We start from the raw sequence: 25,594 nt of genomic DNA on the forward strand, positions 1-25,594 counted from the left end.
CTCTTCTTCCCATGCTCCTGCGTGGTTCAGCGCACGGCGCCAAAGGCCGAGTCTACTGAGGTTCTGGAGTCAGCAGCGCCCGCTTGCCCTCCGCGACGGGCCTGGGACGTACCGGTCAGGACGGGACGTACCGCTCAGGCCATGAAGTCGGGGATGCCCGCGGGCAGGATAAATCGGAACCTGGCGCCGCCCTCGGGCACCCGGTCCACCGCGATGCTGCCGCCGTGTGCCTCGACGATGCCCTTGACGATGTAGAGGCCGAGGCCGGTGCCGCCGCGCTTGCTGCCGCGCCAGAAGCGGGTGAAGACGCGCGGGATGGACTCCTCGGGGATGCCGGGGCCCTGGTCGCTCACCGTCACCGCCGTCCCTTCGCGCAGTTGGCCGGAGGCGAGGACCGCCTTGTCCGGCTCGACCTCGATGGTGACAGTTCCCTCACCGTGGCGCACCGCGTTTTCCAGCAGGTTGCCCAGCACCTGGTCGACCTTGTCGGCGTCCGCCCACAGCGGGGGCAGCGGCTCGTTGACCCGGATCACGAAGCGCTCCGGGGCGACCCCGGCGGCGATCTTCCCCTCCACGTGGCGGCGCAGCGCCTGCGGCAGGTCGACCTTCTGCCGGCGGATCTCCAGCCGTCCGGCGTCGATCCTGGAGATGTCGAGCAGTTCGGCGATCAGCCGGGTGACCCGGTTGGCGTCCGCGTCGACCGTCTCCAGCATCAGCTTCTTCTGGTCGTCGGTGAACCGCTCCCACTTCTGCAGCAGGGTCGCGGTGAAGCCCTTGACGCTGGTCAGCGGGGAGCGCAGCTCATGGGCGACGGTGGCGATCAGCTCGGCGTGGCTGCGCTCGGTGCGGCGCCTGGCCTCGGTGCCGCGCAGCGCGACCACCACCCGGCGCACCGGTCCGGTGCCCTCGCGCAGGTAGCGGGCCGAGACCAGCACCTCGCGGCCGCCGGGCAGCAGCAGATTGCGTTCCGGCTGGCCGGTGCGTATCCGCAGGCCGCCGTAGGGGTCCAGCAGCGGCCACCAGCGGCGGCCCTCCAGATCCTCTAAAGGCAGCGCCTCGGCCAGTGGCCGGCCCAGCGCCTGTTCCCGGCTGATCCCGCTGATCTGGGCGGCCGCGGAGTTGAAGCAGACGACCACCCCGTCGGCGTCCGCGACGACCAGCCCGTCCGGCAGGTCCTCCGGATCGAGGCCCGGCAGGACAGCGCGGGTTGACGCACGGAGCTGCCGCGTGTCGGTCATGGCCGCCCTCCCCTCCGGATGCCGCCGTGGTCACCCTAGCGAACCAGGCCCTGGGAGCGGCACCCGGCGGGGGCACGCTGTGCGCGCGCGGAGGCGTAGAGGCACACCGCGGCGGCGGTCGCGAGGTTGAGGCTCTCGGCGTGCCCGTGGATCGGGACCCGGACCACCTCGTCGGCCAGCGCCCGGGTGGGCTCGGGCAGGCCCCAGGCCTCGTTGCCGAAGACCCAGGCGGTCGGGCCGCCCAGGGTGCCGTCGTCCAGCTCCTGGTCCAGGTCGCGCTCGCCGGCGCCGTCCGCCGCCAGGATCCGCACCCCGGCCGCGCGCAGTCCGGCCACGGCCTGCTCCACCGGCACCCCCACGGCCACCGGCAGGTGGTAGAGGCTGCCGACCGAGGCCCGGACGGCCTTGGGGTTGTAGAGGTCGACCGAGGCGTCGGTGAGCACCACCGCGTCGGCCCCGGCGGCGTCGGCCGTGCGCAGCACCGTCCCGGCGTTCCCGGGGTCGCGGACGTGGGCCAGCACCGCGACCAGTCTGGGTCCTGCGGCCAGCACCTGCTCGAAGGAGGTGTCCACGAAGCGGCAGACGGCGGCGATCCCCTGCGGGGTGACGGTCTGGCAGACCGCCTCGATCACCTCGTCGGTGGCGGTCAGCACCGGCACCCGGGCGGCCCTGGCGTCGGCCAGCAGGTCGGCATGGCGCTCGGCGGCCTCGGCCGTGGTGTAGATCTCCACCACGGCGTGCTCGCCGCCCGGCAGCGTGCCGTACGCCACGGCCTCGCGGACCGCCTGCGGGCCCTCGGCGACGAAGCGGCGCTCCTTGCCGCGCTGGGCCCGGCGGGAGAGCCTGCGGGCGGCGGTGACCCTGGTCGAGCGCAGCGAGGTCAGCTCGGGGGCGGGGTGGGGCTGCTGGGGCATCGCTTGCTCTCACTTCGGCTAACGGGAACGGACCCGCAAGGGGTGATCCCCCTACGGGTCCGTTCTCGGATGGCGCTTGCTGCGACAGAGGCCGGCGGAGAGCCGGCTCAGGCAGTCGCTCAGGCGGCGACGCGGGGCGCGTTGACGTCGGCCGGGAGGGCCTTCTGCGCGACCTCGACCAGCGCGGCGAACGCGGTGGCGTCGTGCACGGCGAGCTCGGCGAGCATCTTGCGGTCGATCTCGACGCTGGCCAGCTTCAGGCCCTGGATCAGGCGGTTGTACGTCATGCCGTTCGCACGCGCCGCAGCGTTGATGCGCTGGATCCACAGCTGACGGAAGTCGCCCTTGCGCTTCTTCCGGTCGTTGTAGTTGTAGACGAAGGAGTGGGTGACCTGCTCCTTGGCCTTGCGGTACAGGCGCGAGCGCTGGCCGCGGTAACCGCTGGCGCGCTCGAGGATGACCCGGCGCTTCTTGTGGGCGTTTACTGCCCGCTTGACGCGTGCCACGTTGTTACTCCTTGGTGAGGACCGCGGTCTGTCTCACACGGTCCGGTTACGAATGGGTCGAGGGGATCGGCTGCGCGGGGCGCAGGATCACTTGCCGAGAAGCTTCTTGACCTTCTTGGCGTCAGCCGGGGAGACCTCGACCGTGCCGGCAAGGCGACGGGTCAGCGTGGACGCCTTGTGCTCGAGGTAGTGGCGACGGCCGGCGCGCTGGCGCAGCACCTTGCCGGAGCCAGTGATCTTGAAGCGCTTGCTGGCACCGGAGTGCGTCTTGTTCTTCGGCATGTCGCCGTACTCTCCTCGTCGGTCCGCTCCCGCCCGGCGCCGGGGCGCGAGCGGGAGCGCTGGTGTCTCTGGGCCCTCCGGCGGGTGCCGGTGGGCCGGGTGGACGCGGCAGCCTAGTTGGCTGCCACCTCCGAAGCGTCCGAGACCTCGTCGCCGTCGGGGGCGTCGACAGTCTCTTCGGCGGCCTCGGCCGCCACGGACTCCGCGGCCTCCTCCGGCGCCTGCTCGGCGGCGGGGGCCTCTTCGTCCTCGGCGGGACGGCCCTGGCGGTCGGCCTTGCGGGCGGCTGCCGCCTCGCGGGCCTCGGCCATGGCCTCGGTCTTCTTCTTGTGCGGGCCCAGAACCATGATCATGTTCCGGCCGTCCTGCTTCGGGTTGGACTCGATGAAGCCCAGCTCCTCGACATCCGACGCGAGACGCTGCAGCAGCCGGAAGCCGAGCTCGGGGCGGGACTGCTCGCGACCACGGAACATGATCGTGATCTTGACCTTGTCACCCTGCTTGAGGAACCGGACGACGTGACCCTTCTTGGTGTCGTAGTCGTGCGGGTCGATCTTCGGGCGGAGCTTCATCTCCTTGATGACCGTGTGCGCCTGGTTCTTGCGCGCCTCACGGGCCTTCAGGGCGGACTCGTACTTGAACTTGCCGTAGTCCATGAGCTTGCACACCGGCGGCCGGGCGGTCGCCGCGACCTCGACCAGGTCCAGGTCGTACTCCTGCGCAAGTTCCAGGGCCTTGGCCAGCGGCACGATGCCGACCTGCTCGCCACTGGGACCGACGAGTCGCACCTCGGGGACGCGAATCCGGTCGTTGATGCGGGGCTCGGTGCTGATGGATCCTCCTCGGTTGCACCTCGCGGCTGCCGACGGCAGTCGCGTGAACAGCGGACTTTTCACCGCCATACAGGACTTCATTCGTACCGCGGTGGGGATGCGCGGGGCGCAGCACCGCGGGCACGAAAAAAGCCCCGCATGACACACAGGCGGGGCTCCACGGAAACCGGCGCGCTGCCGCGGAGCACATGTCCGCGATACGCGCTGAGCGATGCCTCATCCTTGGCAGGACGGGCACCACCGGACCGGAACCCGACGACCCTGCGGTCGATGCGGGTGGGAGGAGACTCCACTTGTGGGCCGGGTACGGTGTCCTCGGGATTTCCCTCGGGCACGCCAGTACCTGGCCGGTCAGTGTCCAACCATAGCAGCGTTCCGCCGTAGCGCAGAATTCCCCGGCGCGGAGGCGTTTTGGGTGCGCCCCCCGGTGATCAGGCAGACTGCGGTGCAGACATCCGTGTTCGACCGGTGAGACGAGTACCCATGAGCAGCCAGCCGGAGAGCCCCGAGGCTCCCGAGAACCCCGACTTCGACGACCTGACCCGCGACATCGCGGACGTACCGGCGGTGGAGGTCATCACCACGGTGGCGGTGCACCTGATGAGCGCGGCGGCGGTCAACCTGGGGCTGGCCGAGGACGGCGAGAAGCACAAGGACCTGGACGAGGCCCGCAAACTGATCACCGCCCTGGCCGGGCTGGTCACCGCCGGCGCACCGGAGATCAGCAACTTCCACGCCGCACCGCTCCGCGACGGCCTGAAGTCGCTGCAGCTCGCCTTCCGCGAGGCCTCCCTGGTCCCGGACGAGCCGGGCACCGGCCCGGGCGAGAAGTTCACGGGACCGGTCTACGGATAGCCGGGCGGGGCTGCGGACAGAACGCGCAAAGCTTCGGGGTTGCTGGGCGTCAGCGGCTGTAGAGCGGGGGCTCGGGCTCAGCGGGCGACGGGGGGACGACCGCCAGGTCGAGCCCGCGGTCCAGCCGGATCCGGAGCAGGTCGTCGTCCGCGAGGGCGGCCGCCAGCCGCTGGACCACCGCGGTGAGCTCGGCGGAGTCCGTCGCCGGGTCCGGGATCAGCGCCAGCGTCGCGTCGGCCCGCTCGCTGGGCATCAGATGGGCCCGCAGCACGGCCGGGTGCGGGGCCAGCAGACCGCGCACCGCCTCGGCGACCTCCGGGTCGCGCAGCGGTTCGATCCTGGCGCGGCCCTCGGCGACGGCGCGCATCGCGGCCCCCGAGAGCTCGTAGAAGGCCGGCCCCGCCAGGTCGATGAGCAGCGCGTCGGCCTGCTCCGACCAGGCCGCCTGGACCGCCTGCCGGGCCGGGACCGGGGCCGGACGGGCGTCGGAGCGCCAGCGGGCCAGCGCCTCCAGCGAGGTGAACGCCGGCAGCCCCCTGCGCCCGTTCGGTGCCTGCACGGTGGGGACCGCCATGTCGCTGGACTTCTCGTGCTTCAGGCCGTCCGCACCGGTCTCGGCCTCGCCGAGGATCGCCACGATCGGCACCATCAGCCGGGCGTCGACCAGCGCCGCCAGCAGTTCCTGCTCGGTCCCGGGCGAGGCTCCGGCCGCGTGCCGGGCGAGGGCCGCCGCGAGACGGGGGTCGGCCGAACCGTCGTCGCCCGCGAAGCCGGGATCGGGGATGTTCTTACGCTGCACCCGGTGAGCCTAGTCGACCCGACCGGCCGCGCCGGACCGGGCCGGGGCCGCGTTGCCAGCCGATTCCACACTTTCTCCCAGGCCACGCGTAGCCGCAGTGCCTACCGTGCGGAACCATGTCGACGACAGGTCCGGGCGGGCCGCAGGAGCAGGAACAGGCGCACGAGCACGGGCAGGGACCGGGCCGGCGCGGTCGCGCGGGTCTGCTGCGGAGCCGCGCCGCCATCGGTGCCGCCGTGGTGCTGGTGGTCGCGGTGGCCACCACGACCACGATGCTGCACGGGCACGGGGCGGCCGCACAGAACAGCAGTCTGGTCTCGGCCGCCTCGTCGTCCTCGGATTCCGCCTCGGCCCCCGGCGCGACGACGGTAGTGTCGGCATCCGCTGCCGCGTCGGCAGCGGCGTCGGCGTCCGCATCGACGTCCGCGGAGGCCTCGGCTCAGCCCTCGGCGACCAGCTCGGAGGCGGCCATGGACCAGCTCGAGAAGGCGGCGTCCGCTGCCGAGGGCAAGGTGGCCGTGGCCGCCACGGACCTGACCACCGGGGCCGCGCTCGACTACGGGGACACCGACCACGGCTTCGTCACCGCCAGCATCGCCAAGATGGACATCCTGGCCACGCTGCTGCTGCAGGCGCAGGACGACGACCGGACGCTCACCTCGTCGCAGCGCTCACTCGCCACCCGGATGATCGAGAACAGCGACAACACCGCAGCCGACAGCCTCTACCAGGCCATCGGGGAGAGCAGCGGGCTGGACGCCGCCAACAAGCGGTTCGGCCTCACCGAGACCGAGGGCGGATCGGGGCTCTACTGGGGGCTGACCACCACCAGCGCCGCCGACCAACTTCGGCTGCTGCGGCAGGTGTTCACCAGTTCCTCGGTGCTGAGCTCCGCCTCGCGCAGCTATGAGCAGGGGCTGATGAGCCAGGTCGAGACCGACCAGCGCTGGGGCGTCAGCGCGGCGGCGACCAGCTCCGACTTCGCCCTGAAGAACGGCTGGCTGCCGCGCTCGGCCACCGGGCTGTGGGTGATCAACAGCGTCGGCCGGGTGTCCCGCAACGGCCATCTGCTGCTGATATCCGTGGTCTCGGACGGCAACCTCTCCGAGTCGGGTGGAATCTCGCTGGTGGAGTCGATGGCGAAGGCCGCGGCAGAGACCCTGGACCAGAGCTGAGCAGGGCTCATACTCTGCCGGGCCATCCCCCTACCGGCAGGTAGTGACGATGTGGCAGGCTTCCGGCATGGTGACACCTTCCGCTGACCGCACGCGCTACGACCGTGCCACGGCCCACCTCGACGCCCCGCTGGCGATCGTGGACCTCGAAGCCTTCGACGCCAACGCCGAGGACCTGGTCCGGCGCGCCGCGGGCAAGCCGATCCGGGTGGCCAGCAAGTCGGTGCGGGTCCGCGCCCTGCTGGAGCGGGTGCTGCGGATGGACGGCTTCCAGGGGATCATGAGCTTCACCCTGGCCGAGTCGATCTGGCTGGCCCGGGCCGGTTTCGACGACATCCTGCTCGCCTACCCCTCCGCGGACCGGGCCGGCTACGCCGAGTTGGCCGCCGACCCCAAGCTGGCCGGGGCGATCTCGGTGCTGCTGGACGACCCGGCCCAGCTGGACCTGATCGACGCCGCCCGCGGGGCCGGGACCGAGGAGATCCGGGTCTGCCTGGAGCTGGACACCGCACTGCACCTGCTCGGCGGCCGGATCCGGATCGGGGCTCGGCGCTCGCCGCTGCGCACCCCGGAGGCGCTGGCCGAGTTCGCCCGGCTGGTGCAGCAGCGCCGCGGCTTCCGGGTGGTCGGACTGATGGCCTACGAGGGTCACATCGCGGGGGTGGGCGACAGCATCGCCGGCCGTCCGTTCCGCTCGCGGGCGGTGCAGCTGATGCAGCGCACGGCCCGGGCCGAACTGGCCCAGCGCCGGGCCGCGGTGGTGCGCGCCGTACGCGAGGTCGCCGATCTGGAGTTCGTCAACGGCGGCGGCACCGGCAGCGTGGAGAGCACCGTCGCGGAGGACGCGGTGACCGAGGTCGCCGCCGGATCGGGCCTCTACGTCCCCCGGCTGTTCGACAACTACCGGTCGTTCCACGGGCGTCCGGCCGCGCTGTTCGCCCAGCCGGTGGTGCGCAGGCCCGGCTTGGGCGTGGTGACCGTGCTCGGCGGCGGCTACCCGGCCTCGGGTGCCGCAGGCGCCGACCGCTCCCCGGTCCCCTACCTGCCGCAGGGGCTGCGCTACGACTCCCAGGAGGGCGCCGGCGAGGTGCAGACCCCGCTGCTGGGATCGGTCGCCGACGACCTGCTGATCGGCGACAAGGTGTGGTTCCGGCACGCCAAGGCCGGCGAGCTGTTCGAGCGCTTCGCCGAGGTGCGGCTGATCGAGGGCGACCAGGTGGTGGAGACCGTGCCCACCTACCGCGGCGAGGGCCGGACCTTCCTCTGACGCCTTCGAACGCCGCTGTTCGCGGCTGTTCGCTGCTGCTCATGGCTGTGCCCCCGCCGACCGGTCGGCGGGGGCACAGCCACGCGGGGAGTCGCGTGTCAGGAGGCGCGTGTCAGGAGTTGCTGCCGGTGGTGCCGGAGGTCCCGCCGGAGGCACCGGAGACGGTGGCGTCCTTGATGCCGCTGACGATGGTGTCCATCACCGAGACGTCGGGGGCCTTGGCGGCGGTGTCGAAGCCCAGGTGCACGGCGACCAGGCTCTTGTTGTCGCTGGTCGGGAACACCACGGTCTCCACCGTGCCGTCGTTGCCGACCTTGGCGTCGACCTTCCAGCGAATCAGGTAGCCGGAGCGCCCGGCCACGGTGACCGCCTGGGACTCCAGCACGGTGTGACTGTTGAGGTCGTTGTACGCCTCCTTGGCGGCAGCGGCGATGTCGGCCTCAGCGGCAGCCTTGGCGCCGGCGCTGACCGAGGCCTTGAGGGTCTCGGTGTTGGCGCCGCCGAGGGAGCAGGTGGAGCTGGAGCCGGAGGTGGAACCCGCGCAGGTGTAGGAGCCGACGTACATGGAGGCGAAGCCGTCCGTGGTGGTACCGCCGGTCCAACCGCTGGGAATGGGCAGGGATATGCCGTCGACGATGTCGTAGGCGGTGGTGCTGCTGGTGCTGGTGCCGCCCGAGCCGCCGGTCGAACCGTCACCGCCGGTGGAGCCGCCCGTGGAGCCGCCGGGGAGGTTGCCGCTGCCTCCGGTCGAGCCAGAGCCGCCCGAGGAACCCCCCGAGCCGCCCTCACCGAACAGTCCGCCGTTGCCACCTCCGTTGCCCGGCGTGGACACGGCCGCCTTGGTCGTGCCGTTGTCGCTGCCGTCCATGATCAGGTAGGTGGTCAGGCTGCCGATGCCGAGCCCCAGCAGGGCCGCCACCGTCCCGGCCACCACCGTGGCCCGGCGCGGGCGCGAGCGCTGCTTCGGGACGTCGGTCTCGACGGACAGCGGTTCGTCCGTCTTGGTGCTGACGGTCCATTCGGTGCCGTTCCACCACCGCTGTCCGGGGTTGGTGGGATCGGCGGGCTTGGGGTCCGGGTACCAGCCGGCCGGGGTTGTCGTACTCACACGCGCAATCTAAGGCTTGTTGGATAAGCAAGCAGTCAATCGCCTCTGAGGATCAGCTGAGAATGACATGAGGCAGGAAGCGGGCGTACTCATCCGTGATCAGACCGGACGACTCGCGGATGCCCAGACCGGCCGGCTCGCCGTCCACCACCCAGGCGCCCAGCAGCGTCCGGTTGCCGTCGAAGTCGGGCAGCGGCGCGAACTCCTGCCAGCAGTACCGCTCCTCCGGATCCAGCGGCTCGGACGGCCCGCCGGCCTCGGTGATGACCACGCCGGCGCCCTCGCGGCCCAGCAGCGGTTTGGCGACATGAGCCTTCAGCAGCCGGGGTCCGTCCAGGTAGGCGGGCAGCAGGTTGGGGTGGTCCGGGTAGAGCTCCCAGAGAATCGCCAGCAGCGCCTTGTTGGACAGCAGCATCTTCCAGGCCGGCTCGATCCAGCTGGTGGCACCGCTGCCGCCGCCCTGGTCCAGGGTGTCCAGCACATGGCCGCCGAAGTCGTCGGAGACCAGCCACTCCCAGGGGTAGAGCTTGAAGACGGTGCGCATGAAGCGCAGGTCCAGGTCGACGAAACGCTGCGACAGCGCGTCCCAGCCGATGTCCTCGACCGAGATCGGCACCGTCTCCAGCCCGGCCTGGCGGGCGGTCTCCATCAGATAGACCGTGGTCATCTGGTCCTCGCCGAGCTCGTCCACCCGGGAGTGGGCGAAGTGCACCGGGCCCGGCGCGAGCAGGTGGGCCTGCCGCCGCCAGGCGTCGACCAGCCGTTCGTGCAGCGAGTTCCACTGGTCGGCGCCGGGGAACCGCTCCTCCATCCAGAACCACTGCGGGCTCGCGGCCTCGACCAGGCTGGTGGGGGTGTCGGCGTTGTACTCCAGCAGCTTGGCCGGGCCGCTGCCGTCGTAGCGCAGGTCGAAGCGGCCGTAGAGGCTGGGCTGCTCGGCGCGGCGGCGCCAGGAGGTGCGGATGGTGGCGGCGACCACCTGGTCGGTGATGCCGAGGTCGCGGAAGCGGTTGTGCTCGACGATGTGCTCGGCGGCGGCCAGGCACATGGTGTGCAACTCGGCGACGACCTGCTCCAGCGCCTCGACCTCGGCGAGGCTGAAACGGTAGTACCCGGACTCGTCCCAGTACGGCCGCAGGCCGCCGTCGGGGAAGCGGGTGAGCGGGTAGATCAGCCCCTGCTCCTCGACGATGCTCTGCCAGTTCGGGCGGGGGTCGATGCGGTGGCGTTCCATGAGGACGGCTCAGCTCCCGCTCGAACCGCTGCCGTGGCTGCCCAGGCCGCCGCGGGTGACGCCCTTGCCGGTGCTGCTCTTGCCGGTACCGGTCTTGTCGGTGGAGCCCTTGCTGCCGCTGCCGCTCGAACTGCCGTAGTAGCGGTGGTACCCGGCCAGCCCGGTGGAGGTGCCGCCCTTCTGGTACCACTGGTACCGGTCGGTGTCGGCGTAGCCGCCGCCGGGTGCGCTCTTGCAGAGCTTGTCCGCGACGGTCCGGTAGTTGGTGGTGTCCACGCAGCGCTTGTCCGCCTCGCTGTCGCAGGAGGTGAGCGCCAGCGCCAGGCTGCTCACCATCCCCAGCGCGACCGCCCCCGAGCGCATTCTGCGCGCAGTCGTGCCCGTCACGTACTCTGCCCCCCAGCTCTTACTCTGATCTTACCGAGGGGTCAGAGTACATGATCGTTCCAGCGGCTCTACTCCGGGGTCACGTAGGCGCCGCCGATGCCGCCATCGACCAGGAACTGGCTGGCCGTCATGAACGAGGAGTCGTCGCTGGCCAGGAAGGCCACCGCGGCGGCGATCTCCTCGGGGCGGGCGAAGCGGCCCAGCGGGATGTGGACCAGGCGGCGGGCGGCCCGCTCCGGGTCCTTGGCGAACAGCTCGCGCAGCAGCGGGGTGTCCACCGGGCCCGGGCACAGGGCGTTGACCCGGATCCCCTCCCGGGCGAACTGCACGCCCAGCTCGCGGGACATCGCCAGCACCCCGCCCTTGGACGCGGTGTAGGAGATCTGCGAGGTGGCCGCGCCCATCACGGCGACAAAGCTGGCGGTGTTGATGATGGAGCCCCGGCCCTGGCGCTGCATGTAGGGGAGGGCCGCCTTGCAGCAGAGGTAGACCGAGGTGAGGTTGACCTCCTGTACCCGGCGCCAGGCGTCGATGCCGGTGGTGAGGATGGAGTCGTCGTCGGGCGGGGAGATGCCGGCGTTGTTGAAGGCGACGTCGACGCTGCCGTAGCTGTCGAACGCGGCCTTGAACAGGGCCTCCACCTGGTCCGCGTCGGTGACGTCGACCCGTACGAACAGGCCGCCGACCTCCTCGGCCGCCGCCTTGCCCGCGGTCTCGTCGATGTCGCCGCAGACGACGTTGGCACCCTCGCTCGCCAGCCGGCGGGCGGTGGCCAGGCCGATGCCGCTGCCCGCGCCGGTGATCACGGCGGTGCGGCCGACCAGGCGGCGGCAGACGGACTCGGTCGCTTCGTTGCTCATGTGCGCTCTACTCCTCGGTGGCGAAGAAGACGTTCTTGGTCTCGGTGAAGTGGGCAAGGGCGTCCGGGCCCAGCTCGCGGCCCAGTCCTGACTCGTTGAAGCCGCCGAAGGGCGTCCAGTAACGGACCGAGCTGTGCGAGTTGACGGACAGGTTCCCGGCGTTGACGCCGCGGGCCAGCCGGACCGCCCGGCCCAGGTCGCGGGTCCACAGCGAGCCGGACAGGCCGTAGCGGGTGGCGTTGGCCAGCCGCAGCGCGTCGGCCTCGTCGGTGAAGGGCAGCACCACCGCGACCGGGCCGAAGATCTCCTCGGTGGCGGCGCGGCTGTCCGGGCTCTCGGGGGCGAGCAGGGTCGGCGGGCACCAGAAGCCGGGGCCGGTCGGCGCCTCGCCCTGGGCCAGGATCTTCTGGTCCGGCGTCAGGTAGGAGTGCACCCGGTCCCGCTGGACCGCCGAGATCAGCGGGCCCATCTCGGTGTCGGGGTCGGCCGGGTCGCCGACCCGGACCGCGGCCACCGCCGGGGCGACCCGGGCCAGGAACTCGTCGTAGACCTCGCGCTGCACCAGGATCCGGGTCCGGGCGCAGCAGTCCTGCCCGGAGTTGTCCAGGAAGGACATCGGCGCGGAGGCCGCGGCCCGGTCCAGGTCGGCGTCGGCGAAGACGATGTTGGGGCTCTTTCCGCCCAGTTCCAGGGTCACCCGCTTCAGCTGTCCCGCGCAGCGGGCCATGATCTCCTTGCCGACCGCGGTGGAGCCGGTGAAGACGATCTTGCGCACGCCGGGGTGGTCCACCAGCGCCTGTCCGGTGACCCGGCCGTGGCCCGGGAGCACCTGCAGCAGACCCTCGGGCAGACCGGCGGCCAGCGCCAGTTCGGCCAGCCTGAGCGCGGTGAGCGGGGTGGTCTCGGCGGGCTTCAGCAGCACCGCGTTGCCGGCCGCCAGCGCCGGGGCGAAGCCCCAGGCGGCGATGGGCATCGGGAAGTTCCACGGCGCGATGACGGCGACCACGCCCAGCGGCTCGTGGAAGGTGATGTCCAGTCCGCCGGCGACCGGGATCTGTCGCCCGGTCAGCCGTTCCACCCCACCCGCAGCGTATTCGAGCAGGTCGCGGACGTTGCCGGCCTCCCAGCGGGCATTGCCGAGGGTGTGTCCTGCCTCGCGCAGCTCCAGCTGCGCCAGCTCGTCCACCGCGCCGTCCACCGCGTCCGCGAAGCGGCGCAGCAGCCGGGCCCGGTCGCCCGGGGCGAGCGCGGCCCAGCGGCGCTGGGCGGCCGCGGCGCGCACCACGGCTGCGTCCACCTGCTCGGGCGTGGTCACCGGGACGGTGGCGAGCACCTCCTCGGTGGCGGGGTTGAGGACCGTGAGGTCGTCGGTCATGGGTGGAGTGCTCACATTCGCTCGAAGGAGCGGAACCGCTCCCAGTCGGTGACGGCGGAGTCGTAGGCGTTCTGTTCGACCTCGGCCATCCGCAGGTAGTGCTGGACCACGTCGCTGCCGAAGGCGGCCTCGGCGATCTTGCTGCCGGCCCACAGTCCGGCGGCCTCGCGCAGCGTCGCCGGAAGGTGCTCGTAGTCGGCCGAGTAGGCGTTGCCGGCGCAGGGCTCCGGCAGTTCCAGCTGCTGCTCGATGCCGTGCAGCCCGGCGGCGATCATTCCGGCGACGGCCAGGTAGGGGTTGACGTCCCCGCCGGGGGCCCGGTTCTCGAAGCGCAGCGAGGGGCCGTGGCCGACCACCCGCAGCGAGCAGGTGCGGTTGTCCCGGCCCCAGGCGACGGCGGTGGGGGCGAAGGAGCCGGGGCGGAACCGCTTGTAGGAGTTGATGTTGGGGGCGTAGAGCAGGGTGAGCTCGCGCATCGCGGCCAGCTGACCGGCCAGGAAGTGCCGCATCAGCGGCGACATGTCGCCGTCCTCCCCGGCGCAGACCGACTTGTTCCGGGCGTCGCGCAGCGAGAGGTGGATGTGGCAGCTGTTGCCCTCGCGCTCGTTGTACTTGGCCATGAAGGTCAGCGACATGCCCTGCTGGGCGGCGATCTCCTTGGCCCCGGTCTTGTAGACGCTGTGCTGGTCGCAGGTGGTGAGGGCGTCGTCGTAGCGGAAGGCGATCTCGTGCTGGCCCAGGTTGCACTCGCCCTTGGCGGACTCCACCACCATCCCGGCGGCGCCCATCTCGTTGCGGATCCGGGCCAGCAGCGGCTCGATCCTGGCGGTGGCCAGCAGCGAGTAGTCGGCGTTGTACTGGTTGGCCGGGGTCAGCTCGCGGTAGCCGCTCTTCCAGGCGTCCTCGAAGGTGTCCCGGAAGACGATGAACTCCAGCTCGGTCCCGGCCCAGGCGGTGAGGCCGTGCTCGGCGAGCCGGTCCAGCTGGCGCCGCAGGATCTGCCGCGGCGAGGCGGGCACGGGCGTGCCGTCGTGCCAGGCCAGGTCGGCGGTGACCAGGGCGGTGCCGGGCTGCCAGGGGGTGCGGCGCAGCGTGGCCAGGTCCGGGACCAGGGCGAAGTCGCCGTAACCGGTGTCCCAGGAGGCCATCGGGTAGCCGTCGACGGTGTTGAGCTCGACGTCGACGGCGAGCAGGTAGGCGCAGCCCTCGGCCCCGTGGGCGAGGGTGTCGTCGAGGAAGAAGCCGGCCGCGAAGCGCTTGCCCTGCAGTCTGCCCTGCATGTCGGTGAAGGCCACGGCTACGGTGTGGATCTCCCCGGCGGCGACCAGTCGGCGTAGTTCCTGGACGCTGAGCGGTGGTTGACGGTCTGTCACGGACGGGCCTCCGACTGCTTTCGCTTGCTTTCCGAATGGACCGGCGGTCGAGCAAGCCAAAGGTATAGCCTTGTACCAATGAAAGGGAAGGGGGCTCGATGAGCGGGACTGCGGCGGGTACCCGTCCGACCGGCGCCGATCCGCTGGCCGCGGCGCTGCGGCCGGTTCGGTCGGGGAACACCTTCGAGGAAACGGTTCAGCGGGTGCTCCAGCTGATCCGGCTCGGGCTGGTGCCCGAGGGCGAGCGGCTGCCCCCCGAGCGGGAGCTGGCCGAACGGCTCCAGGTCAGCCGGGTGACACTGCGTGACGCCCTGAAGGTGCTCCAGGACGCCGGGCTGCTGGAGATCAGGCGCGGCCGCTACGGCGGCGCCTTCGTCCTGCCCGCGCGGCAGGACACCCCCTCGGGCGACGGCGCCGAACTGCGCCGCCGGGCCGAGCTGCTGGGCGACCGGCTGGAGGACACCCTGCTCTTCCGCGAGGTTCTGGAGGTCGGCGCGGCCGAGCTCTGCGCCGCCCGGGAGACCGCCGGCGAGGAGGAGCAGCGGCTGCGGGAGTGCCTGGCCGCCACCGCCTCGGCCGGGCTCGCCGACTACCGCAGGCAGGACACCCGGCTGCACCTGGCCATCGCCGAGCTCAGCGGTTCGGTCTCGGTCGCGGCCCAGTACGCGGCGGTCCGCTCGACCGTCAACGAACTGCTCGACTGCATCCCGCTGCTGCCGCCCAACCTGGAGCACAGCGAACGTCAGCACACCGAACTGGTGGCCGCGATCCTGGGCGGGGAGCGCGAGCGCGCCCGCGCGGTGATGCGCCAGCACCTGGCCGGGACGGCCGCGCTGCTGCGCGGCTTCCTGGCCTGACCGACCACAGGAGAGGCTGGATCCTTGAACCGTCCACTCATCGGCGTGACGACCTATCTCGTCCCGGCGGGCTGGGGAGTGTGGACCGAGACACAGGCCGCGCTGCTGCCGGTCCAGTACACCGACCAGGTCCAGCGGGCCGGGGGCGTCGCCGCGATGCTGCCGCCCGGCGACCCGTCAACCGCCGCCGACACGGTGTCACATCTCGGCGGACTGATCGTCAGCGGCGGCCCGGACGTCGACCCGGCCCGGTACGGAGCGCCACGCGACCCGCGCACCGACCCGGCACCGACCGAGCGCGACGCCTGGGAGCTGGCCCTGATCGCCGCCGCCCTGGAGCAGCGGCTGCCGCTGCTGGGCATCTGCCGGGGCATGCAGCTGCTCAACGTCGCCTGCGGCGGCGACCTGGTCCAGCACCTGCCCGACCTGGTCGGACACGAGGGCCACTCCCCCACCCCCGGCGCCTACGCGGTCCACCCGGTGGTCCCGGTCCCGGGGACCCGGCTGGCGGCGCTGCTCGGCGACCGGCCGATGAACGTGCCCACCTACCACCACCAGGCGGCGCACCGCCTGGGCGCGGGGCTGACCGCGAGCGCCCACCACCCCGACGGGACGGTGGAGGCGGTGGAGCACGCGGACGGATTCGCACTGGCCGTGCAGTGGCATCCGGAACAGGGCGAGGACCTGCGGTTGTTCCAGGCGCTGGTCCGGGCGGCGGCCGGCGGGGCGGCGATCGGCGGGGCGGCAGGCACGGGAGGCACGGGAGGCGCAGCTGGCTCGGAAGGCGCGGCCCACGAGGCGGTGATCACGGAAGGGTCTGGTGTGTACACGGCTCCTGTTCCAGGATGATCCCATGCCTGACGACTCCGCACCCCGTACCGCGTTCCACGACCTGGGGGCGTTCCTCGCCCTGCCCAGGATCAACTCCCTCGTCCTCTCCCCCGGCGGCGACCGGCTGATCGCCTCCGTCGCCGAACTGGCCGCCGACGGCGCCCGCTACGTCACCGCGCTGTGGGAGATCGACCCGGCCGGGCAGCGCCCCGCCCGCCGGCTCACCCGCTCCGCCAAGGGCGAGTCCGCGCCCGCCTTCCGTCCGGACGGCACCCTGCTCTTCCTCTCCGCCCGACCCGACACCGATCCGGCCAAGGACGCCCCGGCCGAGGAGGAGGCCGCGCTCTGGGCGCTGCCCGCCGACGGCGGCGAGGCGTACCGGGTGCTCGGCCGCCCGGGCGGTGTGGACGGCGTGGTGACGGCGCGTCACTCCGACCGGACCGCCGTCCTCGGCTCGCTGCTCCCCGGCGCCGAGGACGCCGAGGCGGACGCCAGGCTGCGCAAGGCCAGGAAGGAGGCCAAGGTCGGCGCGATCCTGCACGAGGAGGCCCTGGTCCGGTTCTGGGACCACGACCTCGGCCCCGCGCTCCCGCACGTCTTCACCCTGCCCGAGGCGTCCGCCAGCGCGGTCGCGGTGGACTGCGGCCGGGTCGGCCGGAGCGACGCGGCGCCCACGCTGTCGCCGGACGGCGCCCTGCTCGCCCACGTCGTGGAGATCACCGACGACACCGACCGGATCCGCGGCGCCGTCGCGGTCGTGGACGCGGCCACCGGCAAGCGGCTGCGGCTGATATCGGCGGACGACGCCCAGTTCTCCGCCCCGGTCTTCGCCGCCGACAGCCGCACCCTGATCTGCGAGCGGGGCACCCTGTCGGACTTCGAGGAGAGCTACGACCTGACCTTGTGGTCGCTCGACGCCACCGACGAGCAGGACCGGGGCCGCGACCTGCTGCCGGACCTCGACCTCTGGCCCGGCCCCGGCATCCCCTCCCCCACCGGCGACGCGGTCTTCTTCAGCGCCGACCAGCTCGGCCACTCCCCGGTCTTCCGGCTGGACACTGCCGACGGCACGGTCACCCGGCTCACCGCCACCGGCAGCTACACCGACCTGTCCGTCTCGCCGGACGGCGGCACTGTGTACGCGCTGCGCGCCGCGATCGACGCACCGCCCACCCCGGTGCGGCTGGACAGCTCCGGCGCCGACCAGCAGCCGGCCGAACTGCCCTCCCCGGCACCGGTCGGCGCGCTCCCCGGCACCCTCACCGAGGTCACCACCACGGCCGAGGACGGCACGGCGCTGCGCTCCTGGCTGGTGCTGCCCGAGGGCGCGAGCGCCGAGGCGCCGGCGCCGCTGCTGCTCTGGGTGCACGGCGGTCCGCAGGGCAGTTGGAACGCCTGGACCTGGCGCTGGAACCCCTGGGTCGCCGCGGCCGCCGGCTACGCCGTACTGCTGCCCGACCCGGCCCTGTCCACCGGCTACGGGCTGGAGATGCACCGGCGCGGCTGGCAGGACTGGGGCGGCAACCCGTACCGGGACGTCATCGCGCTGACCGACGCCGCGCTGGAGCGCCCCGACCTGGACGCCTCACGCACCGCGATGATGGGCGGCTCCTTCGGCGGCTACATGGCCAACTGGATCGCCACCAGCACCGACCGCTTCAAGGCGATCGTCACCCACGCGAGCCTGTGGAACCTGCACTCCTTCGCCGGCACCACCGACGCCCCGCACTACTGGCGGCGCGGCTTCGGCGACGTGCTCAGGACCACCGAGCGCTATGAGCGGTCGTCACCCCACCTGCGGGCGGCGGAGATCAGCACCCCGATGCTGGTGATCCACGGCGACCGCGACTACCGGGTGCCGATCGGCGAGGCCCTGGGCCTGTGGACCGACCTGGTGCGCTTCGGCGTCCCGGCGAAGTTCCTCTACTACCCGGACGAGGGCCACTGGATCCTCAAGCCCAACAACGCCAAGGTCTGGTACGCCACCGTGCTGGCCTTCCTGGCCCACCACGTGCTCGGCGAGGAGTGGCGCCGCCCCGACCTGCTGTGACGCGGCCCTTCCCGACCACGGCGGCGGGACTCAGCAGGCGTAGGTCACCCCGGTGAGGCTCTCCGACACGGCCCACAGCCGCTCCTGCGCGGAGCGGTCGTGGGCCGGCGCGGCGGCGGCCTTGAGCACCGGCAGGCCGCGCATCTCGAACGGGCCGTCAGGACCGTAGTAGTGGGCGCCCATGGCGAGCGGGTCGGTGGCGGCGCGCAGGGTGGGCAGCGCGCCGCCCTCGACCGACTGGGCGACCAGGCCCTCCACCAGCGTGTTCAGCGGCCGCAGCGGGGCCCGGGTGTGCCGGGTCAGCTCGGTCGCCGTGAATCCGGGATGGGCCGCCAGCGCGATGGTCCTGGCGTCGGAAGCGGCCAGCCGGCGCTGCAGTGCGTACATGAACATCAGATTGGCCAGCTTGGACCGGGCATAGGCGGCCCCCCGCCGGTAGTGGCGCTCGGACTGCAGGTCGCCGAAGTCGAGCCCGTGGCGCGCCTGCTTGTGCGTGATGCTGCTGAGGACGACCACCCGCGAACCCTCGGTGTCCCGCAGCAGGTCCAGCAGCAGCCCGGTGAGCGCGAAGTGGCCCAGGTGGTTGGTGCCGAACTGCAGCTCGAAGCCGTCGGCGGTGCGCTGGTACGGCGGATACATCACCCCGGCGTTGTCGATCAGCAGATCGAGGTGGTCGAAGCGTTGGTGCGCCTCCGCCGCAGCCGCCCGGACCGAGTCCAGCGAGGCCAGATCCAGCGCCAGCAGCTCGGTACGGCCGCCGATCGCCGCCGCCGCTGCCTCGGCCTTGCGCGGGTTCCGGCAGGCCAGCACGACGGTGGCGCCGCGCTCCGCGAGCACGGTGGCGGTCTGCAGGCCCAGGCCGGTGTTGGCCCCGGTGACCAGGGCGATCCGCCCGGTCTGGTCGGGGACGTCGGCGGTGGTCCAGGCCATGCGGCGCTCCAGATGCGTTGGGTCGTGTGCTCTGCGTGTGCTTCGCAGGGGGAGCCTGCTGCGCCCCCGACGCGCTGTCAAGAATCGTCGGAACCGGCCGCTGTCGTACCCGTGCGGCATGATGCAACGCATGACCGCACCCTCGTCCGCCACCCCGCCGGCCCGGCTGATGCTGCTCGACACCGCCAGCCTGTACTTCCGTGCCTTCTTCGGCGTGCCCGACTCGGTCCGCTCCCCCGACGGGCAGCCGGTCAACGCCGTCCGGGGCCTGCTGGAATTCATCACCCGACTGGTCCACGACCACGCCCCCGACCAGCTGGTCGCCTGCTGGGACGCTGACTGGCGCCCGCAGTGGCGGGTGGACCTGATCCCCACCTACAAGACCCACCGCCTGGCGGCCGAGCCCGAGGTCGAGGGCCAGGAGGAGGTCCCGGACACCCTCTCCCCCCAGGTCCCGGTGATCGCCGCGGTCCTGGACGCCCTCGGCATCGCCCGCATCGGCGTCGCCGGATACGAGGCCGACGACGTCATCGGCACCCTGGCGACCCGTCACCCCGGCCCGGTCGACGTGGTCACCGGCGACCGGGACCTGTTCCAGCTGGTGGACGACGCGCGCGGGGCACGGGTGCTCTACCCGATCAAGGGCGTGGGGACGCTGCAGCTCACCACTGACGCGCTGCTGGTCGAGAAGTACGGCGTGAACGGCTCCCAGTACGTCGACTTCGCCGTCCTACGCGGCGACCCCAGCGACGGCCTGCCGGGCGTGGTCGGCATCGGCGAGAAGACCGCCACCAAACTCATCGCCCAGTACGGCGACCTCGCCGGCATCCAGGCAGCAGCCGCCGACCCCGACAGCAAACTCACCCCCGCCCAACGCAAACGCCTCATCGAAGGCACCGACTACCTCGCCGTAGCCCCCAAAGTCGTCACCGTCGCCACCGACGTCCCCCTCCCAGCTTTCGACCCCACGCTCCGCGCCGAACCCCTCGACCCCGTCACCCTCGACGAACTCTCCGAACGCTGGGGCCTCGGCACACCGATCAAGCGCCTCCTCGACACCCTCGCCGAGGCCGGGACCCGATGAACTTCCGGGAAAGAAGGTGCAGGTCAAGGTACCTGCGCTAGCGGTGCACGATGTCGGCGCGTGATGCTTGAGCCACCTGTTGCATTCGATTCGACCAGCTACGCATTGCGAGGACCGAGCACCTGAGGCCCTGACCTGCGAAAATGTGACCCCATGCGGCCTGGCCAGCAAGATCACTCTCAGTGATTCTCAGCAATTCTCGTCCTCATGTGTTCTGAATCCGTACCCCGCACGCAACCCTTGGCCGCGAGGCTCGCTCCGCTGGGAAGCCAGCGTGGCCGACGCAACCGGGGCCTGGATGCCCCCTCGCATCCCCACGACTCTCGCACTGCGGATCGCGACGGACGAATGCATCGACCGCTCTGCGCCGAGCTGACCTACCTCCAATTCTCGCTACGGATCGTGATCAAAGCCGGGCAATCAAGCACCTCGCGAACCAGCCATCGACGCCTGAACGGCCTTCGCCGGGTGCTGTGGCTACTCACCGACGCGAGGGATCTTCCGCATGAGCTTCTGCGGGTTAGCCAGGAGCACGGCCAGCTGAAGCAGCGCGATGTTGGCAAGACCCCGGGGGAGCCTGCCGGTGTGGGAGAATAGCGTCGCCTTCTCCTCGGCATCGAGCTTCAGGTACGAGTGAGCACTATTCCGGTCGATCCGCAAGTACCGGCTGGTCGCGGTGTCCCAGCTGCGGTCAATGGTGCCGCCCTTCTTCATGGGAATGCCGACCAGGCCGTTAGGTCCGAGGTGTCGGCTCGGCACGAACTCGTCCTTCACACGCCCGAGCGCGTCGACGCCGAGCTGGCACGCCGGCAGCAGAACGGCAGCCACGTCAGCGGGCACAGCCAGGCCAAGGTCACCGAGAACCTTCTGGGCCTGGCTCGGCTTGAGTGCCTCATCGAACGAGCTGATCCCCATGCCCTCCAAAGTGTCCAGCGCGTCGTAGGCCGCCCGTAGTTGCGCCGTCTCGTGCTGCTCGGTCAGGAGCATGACCTCCCCAACGTCCCGGAACAGTCGTTCCACGCTCGCCAGGTACTGCCAGTGCCGGGCAGGGTCGTAGGAGCCCATGCTCTGCGGCTGCGGGAAGCGACTCGGGTCGGTCACGACGGCCAGAAGCTTGTTCACCGCTTCCATCCACCAGCTGACGAACGACCGGAACTGCCCGGCCGTCGCGGTCGGCTGCTGCCGCCCCATCCGCTGCCGCGGGCCGATCATCCGGTCGTCGCCGTACGACAGCGCATCGACGAGCTGGTTGCTCGGCCACTCCGCCCCAGCGCAGGGCGCACCGAACAGCCACACACCCACGGCATGGTCGCGCGCCGCGGTTGCCCCGAACAGGTACGGCGAGGCGACGGCCAGCGCGGGAGAGAGAAACGGCTGAAGCCCGTGGATCACGCTGGTAGCCAGGCCGCCCCCCGGACGCTTGGTCGGATCGGCCGAGGCCACCTGCGGATAGATGAGCGCGTGGTGGAGCAGCCGGACCAGCGTGTAGCGCTGGCTCAGCTCGCTGGCCATGTCAACCACCATGAACTCCGATTCCGGGAGCGCTGGCAGAGCTCGCTCGGTGAAGAAGCCATGAAGGCGATCCGGGAGATTCAGCAGACTCGAACTCTGGAAGGTCAGCTGGAACTCGGCGACCCTGGATGGAAGTGCATCGTCAGCGCGCAGCTTGGCCAGGAAGGGGGCGAAGTCCTGCGGGTTGAGACCGGCTCCCCGATCGGGCAGCGTCCTCAGCTGCCGGAATCCAGCCTCGGTGTGCGGGATGCTGCGTGTGACGAGGAGGTGCGGCAGCGCCTGGCTGTAGGACTCCCTGGTCCGGATCTTCAGCAGGCTCCCATCACGTCGGTGCTGGAGTTCTGCCGAGTCGAGCATGTCACTGAAACCGGCTGCAAGTGGCGGCGGCACATCAATGACGATCCATCCGGGCGTGGCGGGACGAGAGGTCATGACGACCATGATGTCCGCCCAAATCGCCGCTTGCGCATCCTTTTCCCAATGCATCTGGGGTGCGAAGCGATCAGTCACACCTGGCGTGAGGTCCGTCGGGTCGGGAATATCCGCTCCTCGGTCACCTACTTCGCGCGGCGTCTCAGCCGCGAGACTCGGCACCTTACGGACCGCAGCAACCAGCTGAACACCCTGCTGGACGGCCTGGCCTCAGACCCTTCACCCTGCCCACTGCGCCGCCGACACCAGCACCGCCGAGTGCTATCGGTGCCGGAGAATGAGCGGCGTGGAACTCAACGGGATGGACCTCACGTCATTGCCCCCGCTCGTCTTCGCGTTCCGAGAGGGCGCATCCGACGGCTTCGCGAAGGTGGCCAACCTGGAGACACTCATCCGGCCGGAGGGCGGGCTGTGGACGTCGCCGCGCTCCCCTACCGGTTCGGCCTGGACAGACTTCCTAGAGGCCCCGGACGAGGTCGGGCTTCCCTCGGTGCACGCAGGCAAATACACCGGGTTCGTCGCCGTCGAGGTGCCAGCCGACGCACGCATCTACATGGTCGACACGATGGAGGACCTGGACCGTCTGGTCGCGACTTACCCTCTCAAACCCGGTACGCGGATGCACGGGACTGCGCCCGACTGGGAGACCATGGCCAACGACGGCTGGGACGCGGTCTACGTCTCCGAGGCTGGCATCGCGGCCAACGGCCAGAGAATCCCGGGCATCGGCCGCCCCTCGCTCGCCCAGTGGGATTGCGCCAGCGTCCTCTGGCTGAACGAGACCTTCCGGCTGGTCGAACTTTGACGGTCGCCGCCTGACCGCCGGACTTCACCGAGCACAGTGCATCCTCGACGGCGCCGACTACCTCGCATTCGCCACCATGATGGCCCTCGTCGCCACCGAAGCCACCTCGCGTCCGCCGTCCTCGGTGCCTTCAGGAATGGACGGCGATACAGGGCATCTACCTTCCTTACTCCGGGCCCCGCCTAGCACCCCGACTCACCTACGCCTGTGCTGTCGTCGCCCTCTGGCTCCTGTCCCCCCTTGTCCACAGTGCCTGCCTTCCCTTCCGGCCGCTCTGCGTCGCACCTGCGGTCGCCCCGACCTGACCAGCGCGCCAGGCCAGACTCCGCCAGGGCCTGAACCAGCCCGGCTGCGAGCACCCCGATGAACTCGGGTGCCGCCGACACGACCAACTGCCCAGTGCCTGCGCCCATCGTCGATCTCTCCTTGGCCTATATCCAGAAGCACGGCCCTTGTGGCCGCGGCTGAAGCGAGAATCGTTCGGGGAGGCGGCGCCCCCAACTGCCTTGGGGACGACCGGGGTCAGACTGGGGGACGCCGGGCCGCCGAACTGTGCAAACGCGCAGTCACGTATTGGGACGTTCAGGGACAATGGGCAACGGGGACGGGGACAGGTCTGATGGCGCCGGCAGCTAGAGACAGTGGGGCGGCCGAGAGACTGGGCCAGTTCCTACGGGAGCAGAGCCGGGCAGCTGGCCTTAGCGCCCGGGAGATCGAGCGCCTGTTCCTCGCCCACGGTGACCGGCAACAGGCGCAGATCACGAGTGGCAAGGACAGATGTGATGACCCCTTGAGTGGCATGAGCTACTCCAAGTCACACCTCGACCGGCTCTACAAGGGCACCGCTCCCCCGCCATCGCGTCGCTTCGTCAAGATCTTCCTTGAGATCACCAGCCGTGCCGCTGCCCTTCACCCGGAGCATCACCAGGAGCTCTCCCGCAAAGCTGAGGCCTTGCTCGCCGACGCTTATCGCGAGCGCCGCCCCCGCTCCGCCGCCAGCTCGCAAGCTCCAGTTGTGAGTCCAACCGATTCGACCGTGACTGTCTTGCGGGCGCAGCTTGACCTCGAACGCGCCCTCCGCACCGAGGACCGACTCCGCTGGGCGTTGAGCGACGCCGAGTTGATGATGACTACCCTGCTACAGATCATCAGTGCCTTGCGGGAGATCATCACTGACCTGGACAACCGTCAAGGGCGGACGCTCTTTCCGGCCCATGCAACCGCAGAGGATCAGTACCTGCAGGCATATTCCTACCGGCAGACCACCGAATCTCAGCTCGACCGCGTCAATGACCGCCGGCGCTACCTGGAAGCGCTCTGGGAACAAGCCCGGGCCGACGTTCTCCGCTTCTCGAAGCACCCCGACGTCACTGCACCCTCCGCGCTCCCCCCAGGGCCCGCGTTGCCGCCGCAGCAGTCGCTCCCCGCTAACCTCCTTGCCCAACCAGCGCTTACCGACATCGCAGCGGCCCTCGGTCGGGCCGAGCAGATCATCGCAGCGGACGAGCACGCCATCCACAACCTTGAGCTACCTGCCGCACCGAATGTGCCGCTGCGTCCCGAGGACGAACTCGCCATTCTCCTCTCGGCCACTCGCCTCAGTGACGCCAACAGCCGTGCCATGGCTCTCACCACGCTACTCAAGACCTGGCCTTGTCATCCTGGTGCTCGCGGTGCGCTCGTCCATTTGGCTGGCGACTCGGATGCGAAGATCCGCACGACGGTGGCCCAGGGCCTGATCCGTGACGAGTCCGGCAATGGCACCGTCCGCGATGCTCTCATCCGGCTGGCGCACGACACCGACAGCGCCGTCCAGGCAACCGCTGTCCAAGGGCTGGCATCAGCCTGGCCAAGAGACATCGTGGCCCGCGACGCACTCATCACGCTGTTGTCTCAACACCACTCGGACGGGACCAGGCGATGTTCGATTGAGGCTCTGGCAGAGGGATGGCCTGAAGACTTGATTGCCCGGGATGCCCTGTCTGCCTTGACTCGCGACACGGAATTCCGCGTCCGTGAGACCGTGGTGAAATCACTATCTGCGACCTGGCCGACTGACCGCGTAGCGCGAGATGCACTTGTCGGCCTGATCCACGACCGGGATCTGAGTGTCCGTGAGCTGGTTCCGGAAGCGATAGCGGCCGGTCGCCAGGGAGACCCCATCGTCGCTGACGCCCTCCGCACCCTCCTGTCCGACCCGAACCCGACAGTCCGGTGGGCCGTTGAGCGAGCATTAGCGCTGTGGGATGAGTCCGACGCGGGGCCGATGGCCGCCTCCATCCGCGCGCATGTTGCTAGCCCGGCCGCCCTGTCGGGGCAGGGCTTCCTAGCCGCTGCACGTGTCCCCAGAGAGTTCGACCCAGGCACTTCCCTGCCGCTACTCGGAACCCTGCGTCGCGGTATCGCCCTCGACGCAGGTATCACCCTCCTGATCGGGCCCAACGGCTACGGAAAGACAATCATGCTCAACGCTCTTTGGCTTCGAACCAATGCCAGTCACACAGAAGCCCTTCCGGGGATGTCCCCCCTCAGCTCGGAGGTCGCGGTCAAGCTTGAACTGCTCCGAACCAACCGCGTCCCAGAGCAGGTCGTCTACGAGGACGCTCACTACCGCAGAAGGCGGGCGGGCGCGCTGCGCGGCCAAACGGAAGGCTCGCCGAACTGTCTCTTCCTGATCGACACACCCTTCTCGCACTATTCCCCGGCTGAGACACACAGCTGGTTCGAGGAAATGCAGGAACTTACTGAAGAGGGATGTCAGTTCGTAGTGACGGCTACCGAGATCACGCAACCACTGCCCCCTGCCGTCCGAAGCATCCGGATCGCGGCAGGAACTGACCTGGCCTGATGCATACTTGCGCCCGTCGGCCCGACTGCAATTGACGCC

23 protein-coding genes are annotated in these 25,594 nt (G+C 70.7%); 9 read left to right on the plus strand and 14 right to left on the minus strand.

The annotated features are described in order from the left end of the window. Positions 1–134: 134 nt before the first annotated feature. From ABUW04_RS35470 to infC, 5 genes are all read right to left on the minus strand, one after another. A complete protein-coding gene (locus tag ABUW04_RS35470) occupies positions 135–1,238 on the minus strand; it encodes a sensor histidine kinase (protein WP_380568510.1) in 1,104 nt (367 codons plus the stop codon). 35 nt (positions 1,239–1,273) lie between these two features. Next, on the minus strand, positions 1,274–2,152 hold the full coding sequence (locus ABUW04_RS35475; RefSeq protein WP_380568511.1) for a TrmH family RNA methyltransferase: 879 nt from the start codon (positions 2,150–2,152) through the stop codon (positions 1,274–1,276). Positions 2,153–2,271: 119 nt separating this feature from the next. Then, complete coding sequence (rplT, locus tag ABUW04_RS35480) at positions 2,272–2,658, minus strand: 50S ribosomal protein L20 (protein ID WP_030265265.1); 387 nt, start codon at positions 2,656–2,658, stop codon at positions 2,272–2,274. An 87-nt stretch (positions 2,659–2,745) separates the two neighbouring features. After that, positions 2,746–2,940 (minus strand): 50S ribosomal protein L35, encoded by a 195-nt coding sequence (rpmI, locus tag ABUW04_RS35485; RefSeq protein WP_030265264.1) that lies wholly within the window; start codon positions 2,938–2,940, stop codon positions 2,746–2,748. A 113-nt stretch (positions 2,941–3,053) separates the two neighbouring features. Beyond that, positions 3,054–3,842 carry a translation initiation factor IF-3 gene (gene infC / locus ABUW04_RS35490; RefSeq protein WP_380568513.1) on the minus strand — a complete coding sequence of 263 codons (789 nt, stop codon included), beginning with the start codon at positions 3,840–3,842 and terminating at the stop codon, positions 3,054–3,056. A 414-nt stretch (positions 3,843–4,256) separates the two neighbouring features. Here infC and ABUW04_RS35495 point away from each other — a divergent pair, with 414 nt between their 5' ends. Beyond that, on the plus strand, positions 4,257–4,628 hold the full coding sequence (locus ABUW04_RS35495) for a DUF1844 domain-containing protein (protein WP_030265259.1): 372 nt from the start codon (positions 4,257–4,259) through the stop codon (positions 4,626–4,628). A gap of 49 nt (positions 4,629–4,677) precedes the next feature. Here the strand turns inward: ABUW04_RS35495 and ABUW04_RS35500 are convergent, their stop codons facing one another. Beyond that, entirely contained in the window at positions 4,678–5,427 is a 750-nt protein-coding gene (locus ABUW04_RS35500) for an SseB family protein (protein ID WP_380568514.1), read from the minus strand. 116 nt (positions 5,428–5,543) lie between these two features. Here ABUW04_RS35500 and ABUW04_RS35505 point away from each other — a divergent pair, with 116 nt between their 5' ends. Continuing rightward, positions 5,544–6,602 carry a serine hydrolase gene (locus ABUW04_RS35505; protein ID WP_380568515.1) on the plus strand — a complete coding sequence of 353 codons (1,059 nt, stop codon included), beginning with the start codon at positions 5,544–5,546 and terminating at the stop codon, positions 6,600–6,602. 67 nt (positions 6,603–6,669) lie between these two features. Then, complete coding sequence (locus ABUW04_RS35510; protein WP_380568516.1) at positions 6,670–7,869, plus strand: amino acid deaminase/aldolase; 1,200 nt, start codon at positions 6,670–6,672, stop codon at positions 7,867–7,869. 112 nt (positions 7,870–7,981) lie between these two features. Here the strand turns inward: ABUW04_RS35510 and ABUW04_RS35515 are convergent, their stop codons facing one another. The 6 genes from ABUW04_RS35515 to ABUW04_RS35540 form a co-directional block, all read right to left on the minus strand. Then, positions 7,982–8,977 carry a DUF2510 domain-containing protein gene (locus ABUW04_RS35515; protein ID WP_037598127.1) on the minus strand — a complete coding sequence of 332 codons (996 nt, stop codon included), beginning with the start codon at positions 8,975–8,977 and terminating at the stop codon, positions 7,982–7,984. Positions 8,978–9,029: 52 nt separating this feature from the next. Further along, positions 9,030–10,211 (minus strand): glutathionylspermidine synthase family protein, encoded by a 1,182-nt coding sequence (locus ABUW04_RS35520; RefSeq protein ID WP_380568517.1) that lies wholly within the window; start codon positions 10,209–10,211, stop codon positions 9,030–9,032. A 9-nt stretch (positions 10,212–10,220) separates the two neighbouring features. Then, the gene (locus ABUW04_RS35525; RefSeq protein ID WP_380568518.1) at positions 10,221–10,598 is read right to left on the minus strand and encodes a hypothetical protein; all 378 of its coding nucleotides are present in this window, start codon (positions 10,596–10,598) and stop codon (positions 10,221–10,223) included. 68 nt (positions 10,599–10,666) lie between these two features. After that, on the minus strand, positions 10,667–11,458 hold the full coding sequence (locus ABUW04_RS35530; RefSeq protein ID WP_030265245.1) for a 3-oxoacyl-ACP reductase: 792 nt from the start codon (positions 11,456–11,458) through the stop codon (positions 10,667–10,669). Positions 11,459–11,465: 7 nt separating this feature from the next. Next, positions 11,466–12,833, minus strand: a complete 1,368-nt coding sequence (locus ABUW04_RS35535) for an aldehyde dehydrogenase family protein (RefSeq protein WP_380568519.1) — start codon at positions 12,831–12,833, stop codon at positions 11,466–11,468. Between the two features lie 11 nt (positions 12,834–12,844). Further along, positions 12,845–14,206, minus strand: a complete 1,362-nt coding sequence (locus ABUW04_RS35540) for a glutamine synthetase family protein (RefSeq protein WP_380568520.1) — start codon at positions 14,204–14,206, stop codon at positions 12,845–12,847. Between the two features lie 98 nt (positions 14,207–14,304). Here ABUW04_RS35540 and ABUW04_RS35545 point away from each other — a divergent pair, with 98 nt between their 5' ends. From ABUW04_RS35545 to ABUW04_RS35555, 3 genes are read left to right on the plus strand one after another with little or no spacing between them, the layout of a single operon-like run. After that, on the plus strand, positions 14,305–15,063 hold the full coding sequence (locus ABUW04_RS35545; RefSeq protein ID WP_380568521.1) for a FadR/GntR family transcriptional regulator: 759 nt from the start codon (positions 14,305–14,307) through the stop codon (positions 15,061–15,063). A gap of 24 nt (positions 15,064–15,087) precedes the next feature. Beyond that, positions 15,088–15,912, plus strand: coding sequence for a gamma-glutamyl-gamma-aminobutyrate hydrolase family protein (locus ABUW04_RS35550; RefSeq protein ID WP_380568522.1), 825 nt, complete (start codon positions 15,088–15,090; stop codon positions 15,910–15,912). 4 nt (positions 15,913–15,916) lie between these two features. After that, on the plus strand, positions 15,917–17,944 hold the full coding sequence (locus ABUW04_RS35555) for an alpha/beta fold hydrolase (protein ID WP_380568523.1): 2,028 nt from the start codon (positions 15,917–15,919) through the stop codon (positions 17,942–17,944). 30 nt (positions 17,945–17,974) lie between these two features. Here ABUW04_RS35555 and ABUW04_RS35560 read toward each other — a convergent pair whose 3' ends face one another. Then, positions 17,975–18,874 carry an oxidoreductase gene (locus tag ABUW04_RS35560; protein ID WP_380568524.1) on the minus strand — a complete coding sequence of 300 codons (900 nt, stop codon included), beginning with the start codon at positions 18,872–18,874 and terminating at the stop codon, positions 17,975–17,977. 130 nt (positions 18,875–19,004) lie between these two features. Between ABUW04_RS35560 and ABUW04_RS35565 the strand changes: the two genes are divergently transcribed. After that, a complete protein-coding gene (locus ABUW04_RS35565) occupies positions 19,005–19,958 on the plus strand; it encodes a 5'-3' exonuclease (RefSeq protein WP_380568525.1) in 954 nt (317 codons plus the stop codon). A gap of 477 nt (positions 19,959–20,435) precedes the next feature. Here the strand turns inward: ABUW04_RS35565 and ABUW04_RS35570 are convergent, their stop codons facing one another. Next, a complete protein-coding gene (locus ABUW04_RS35570) occupies positions 20,436–21,980 on the minus strand; it encodes a hypothetical protein (RefSeq protein ID WP_380568526.1) in 1,545 nt (514 codons plus the stop codon). A gap of 208 nt (positions 21,981–22,188) precedes the next feature. On the opposite strand from ABUW04_RS35570, the gene ABUW04_RS35575 reads away from it, so the two are divergent. Continuing rightward, entirely contained in the window at positions 22,189–22,707 is a 519-nt protein-coding gene (locus ABUW04_RS35575; RefSeq protein ID WP_380568527.1) for a hypothetical protein, read from the plus strand. A 799-nt stretch (positions 22,708–23,506) separates the two neighbouring features. Further along, positions 23,507–25,555: a HEAT repeat domain-containing protein gene (locus ABUW04_RS35580; RefSeq protein ID WP_380568528.1), complete on the plus strand. Its 2,049-nt coding sequence runs from the start codon at positions 23,507–23,509 to the stop codon at positions 25,553–25,555. Positions 25,556–25,594 lie beyond the last annotated feature (39 nt).

Source organism: Streptacidiphilus jeojiensis (assembly GCF_042510965.1).
Classification (GTDB): domain Bacteria; phylum Actinomycetota; class Actinomycetes; order Streptomycetales; family Streptomycetaceae; genus Streptacidiphilus; species Streptacidiphilus jeojiensis.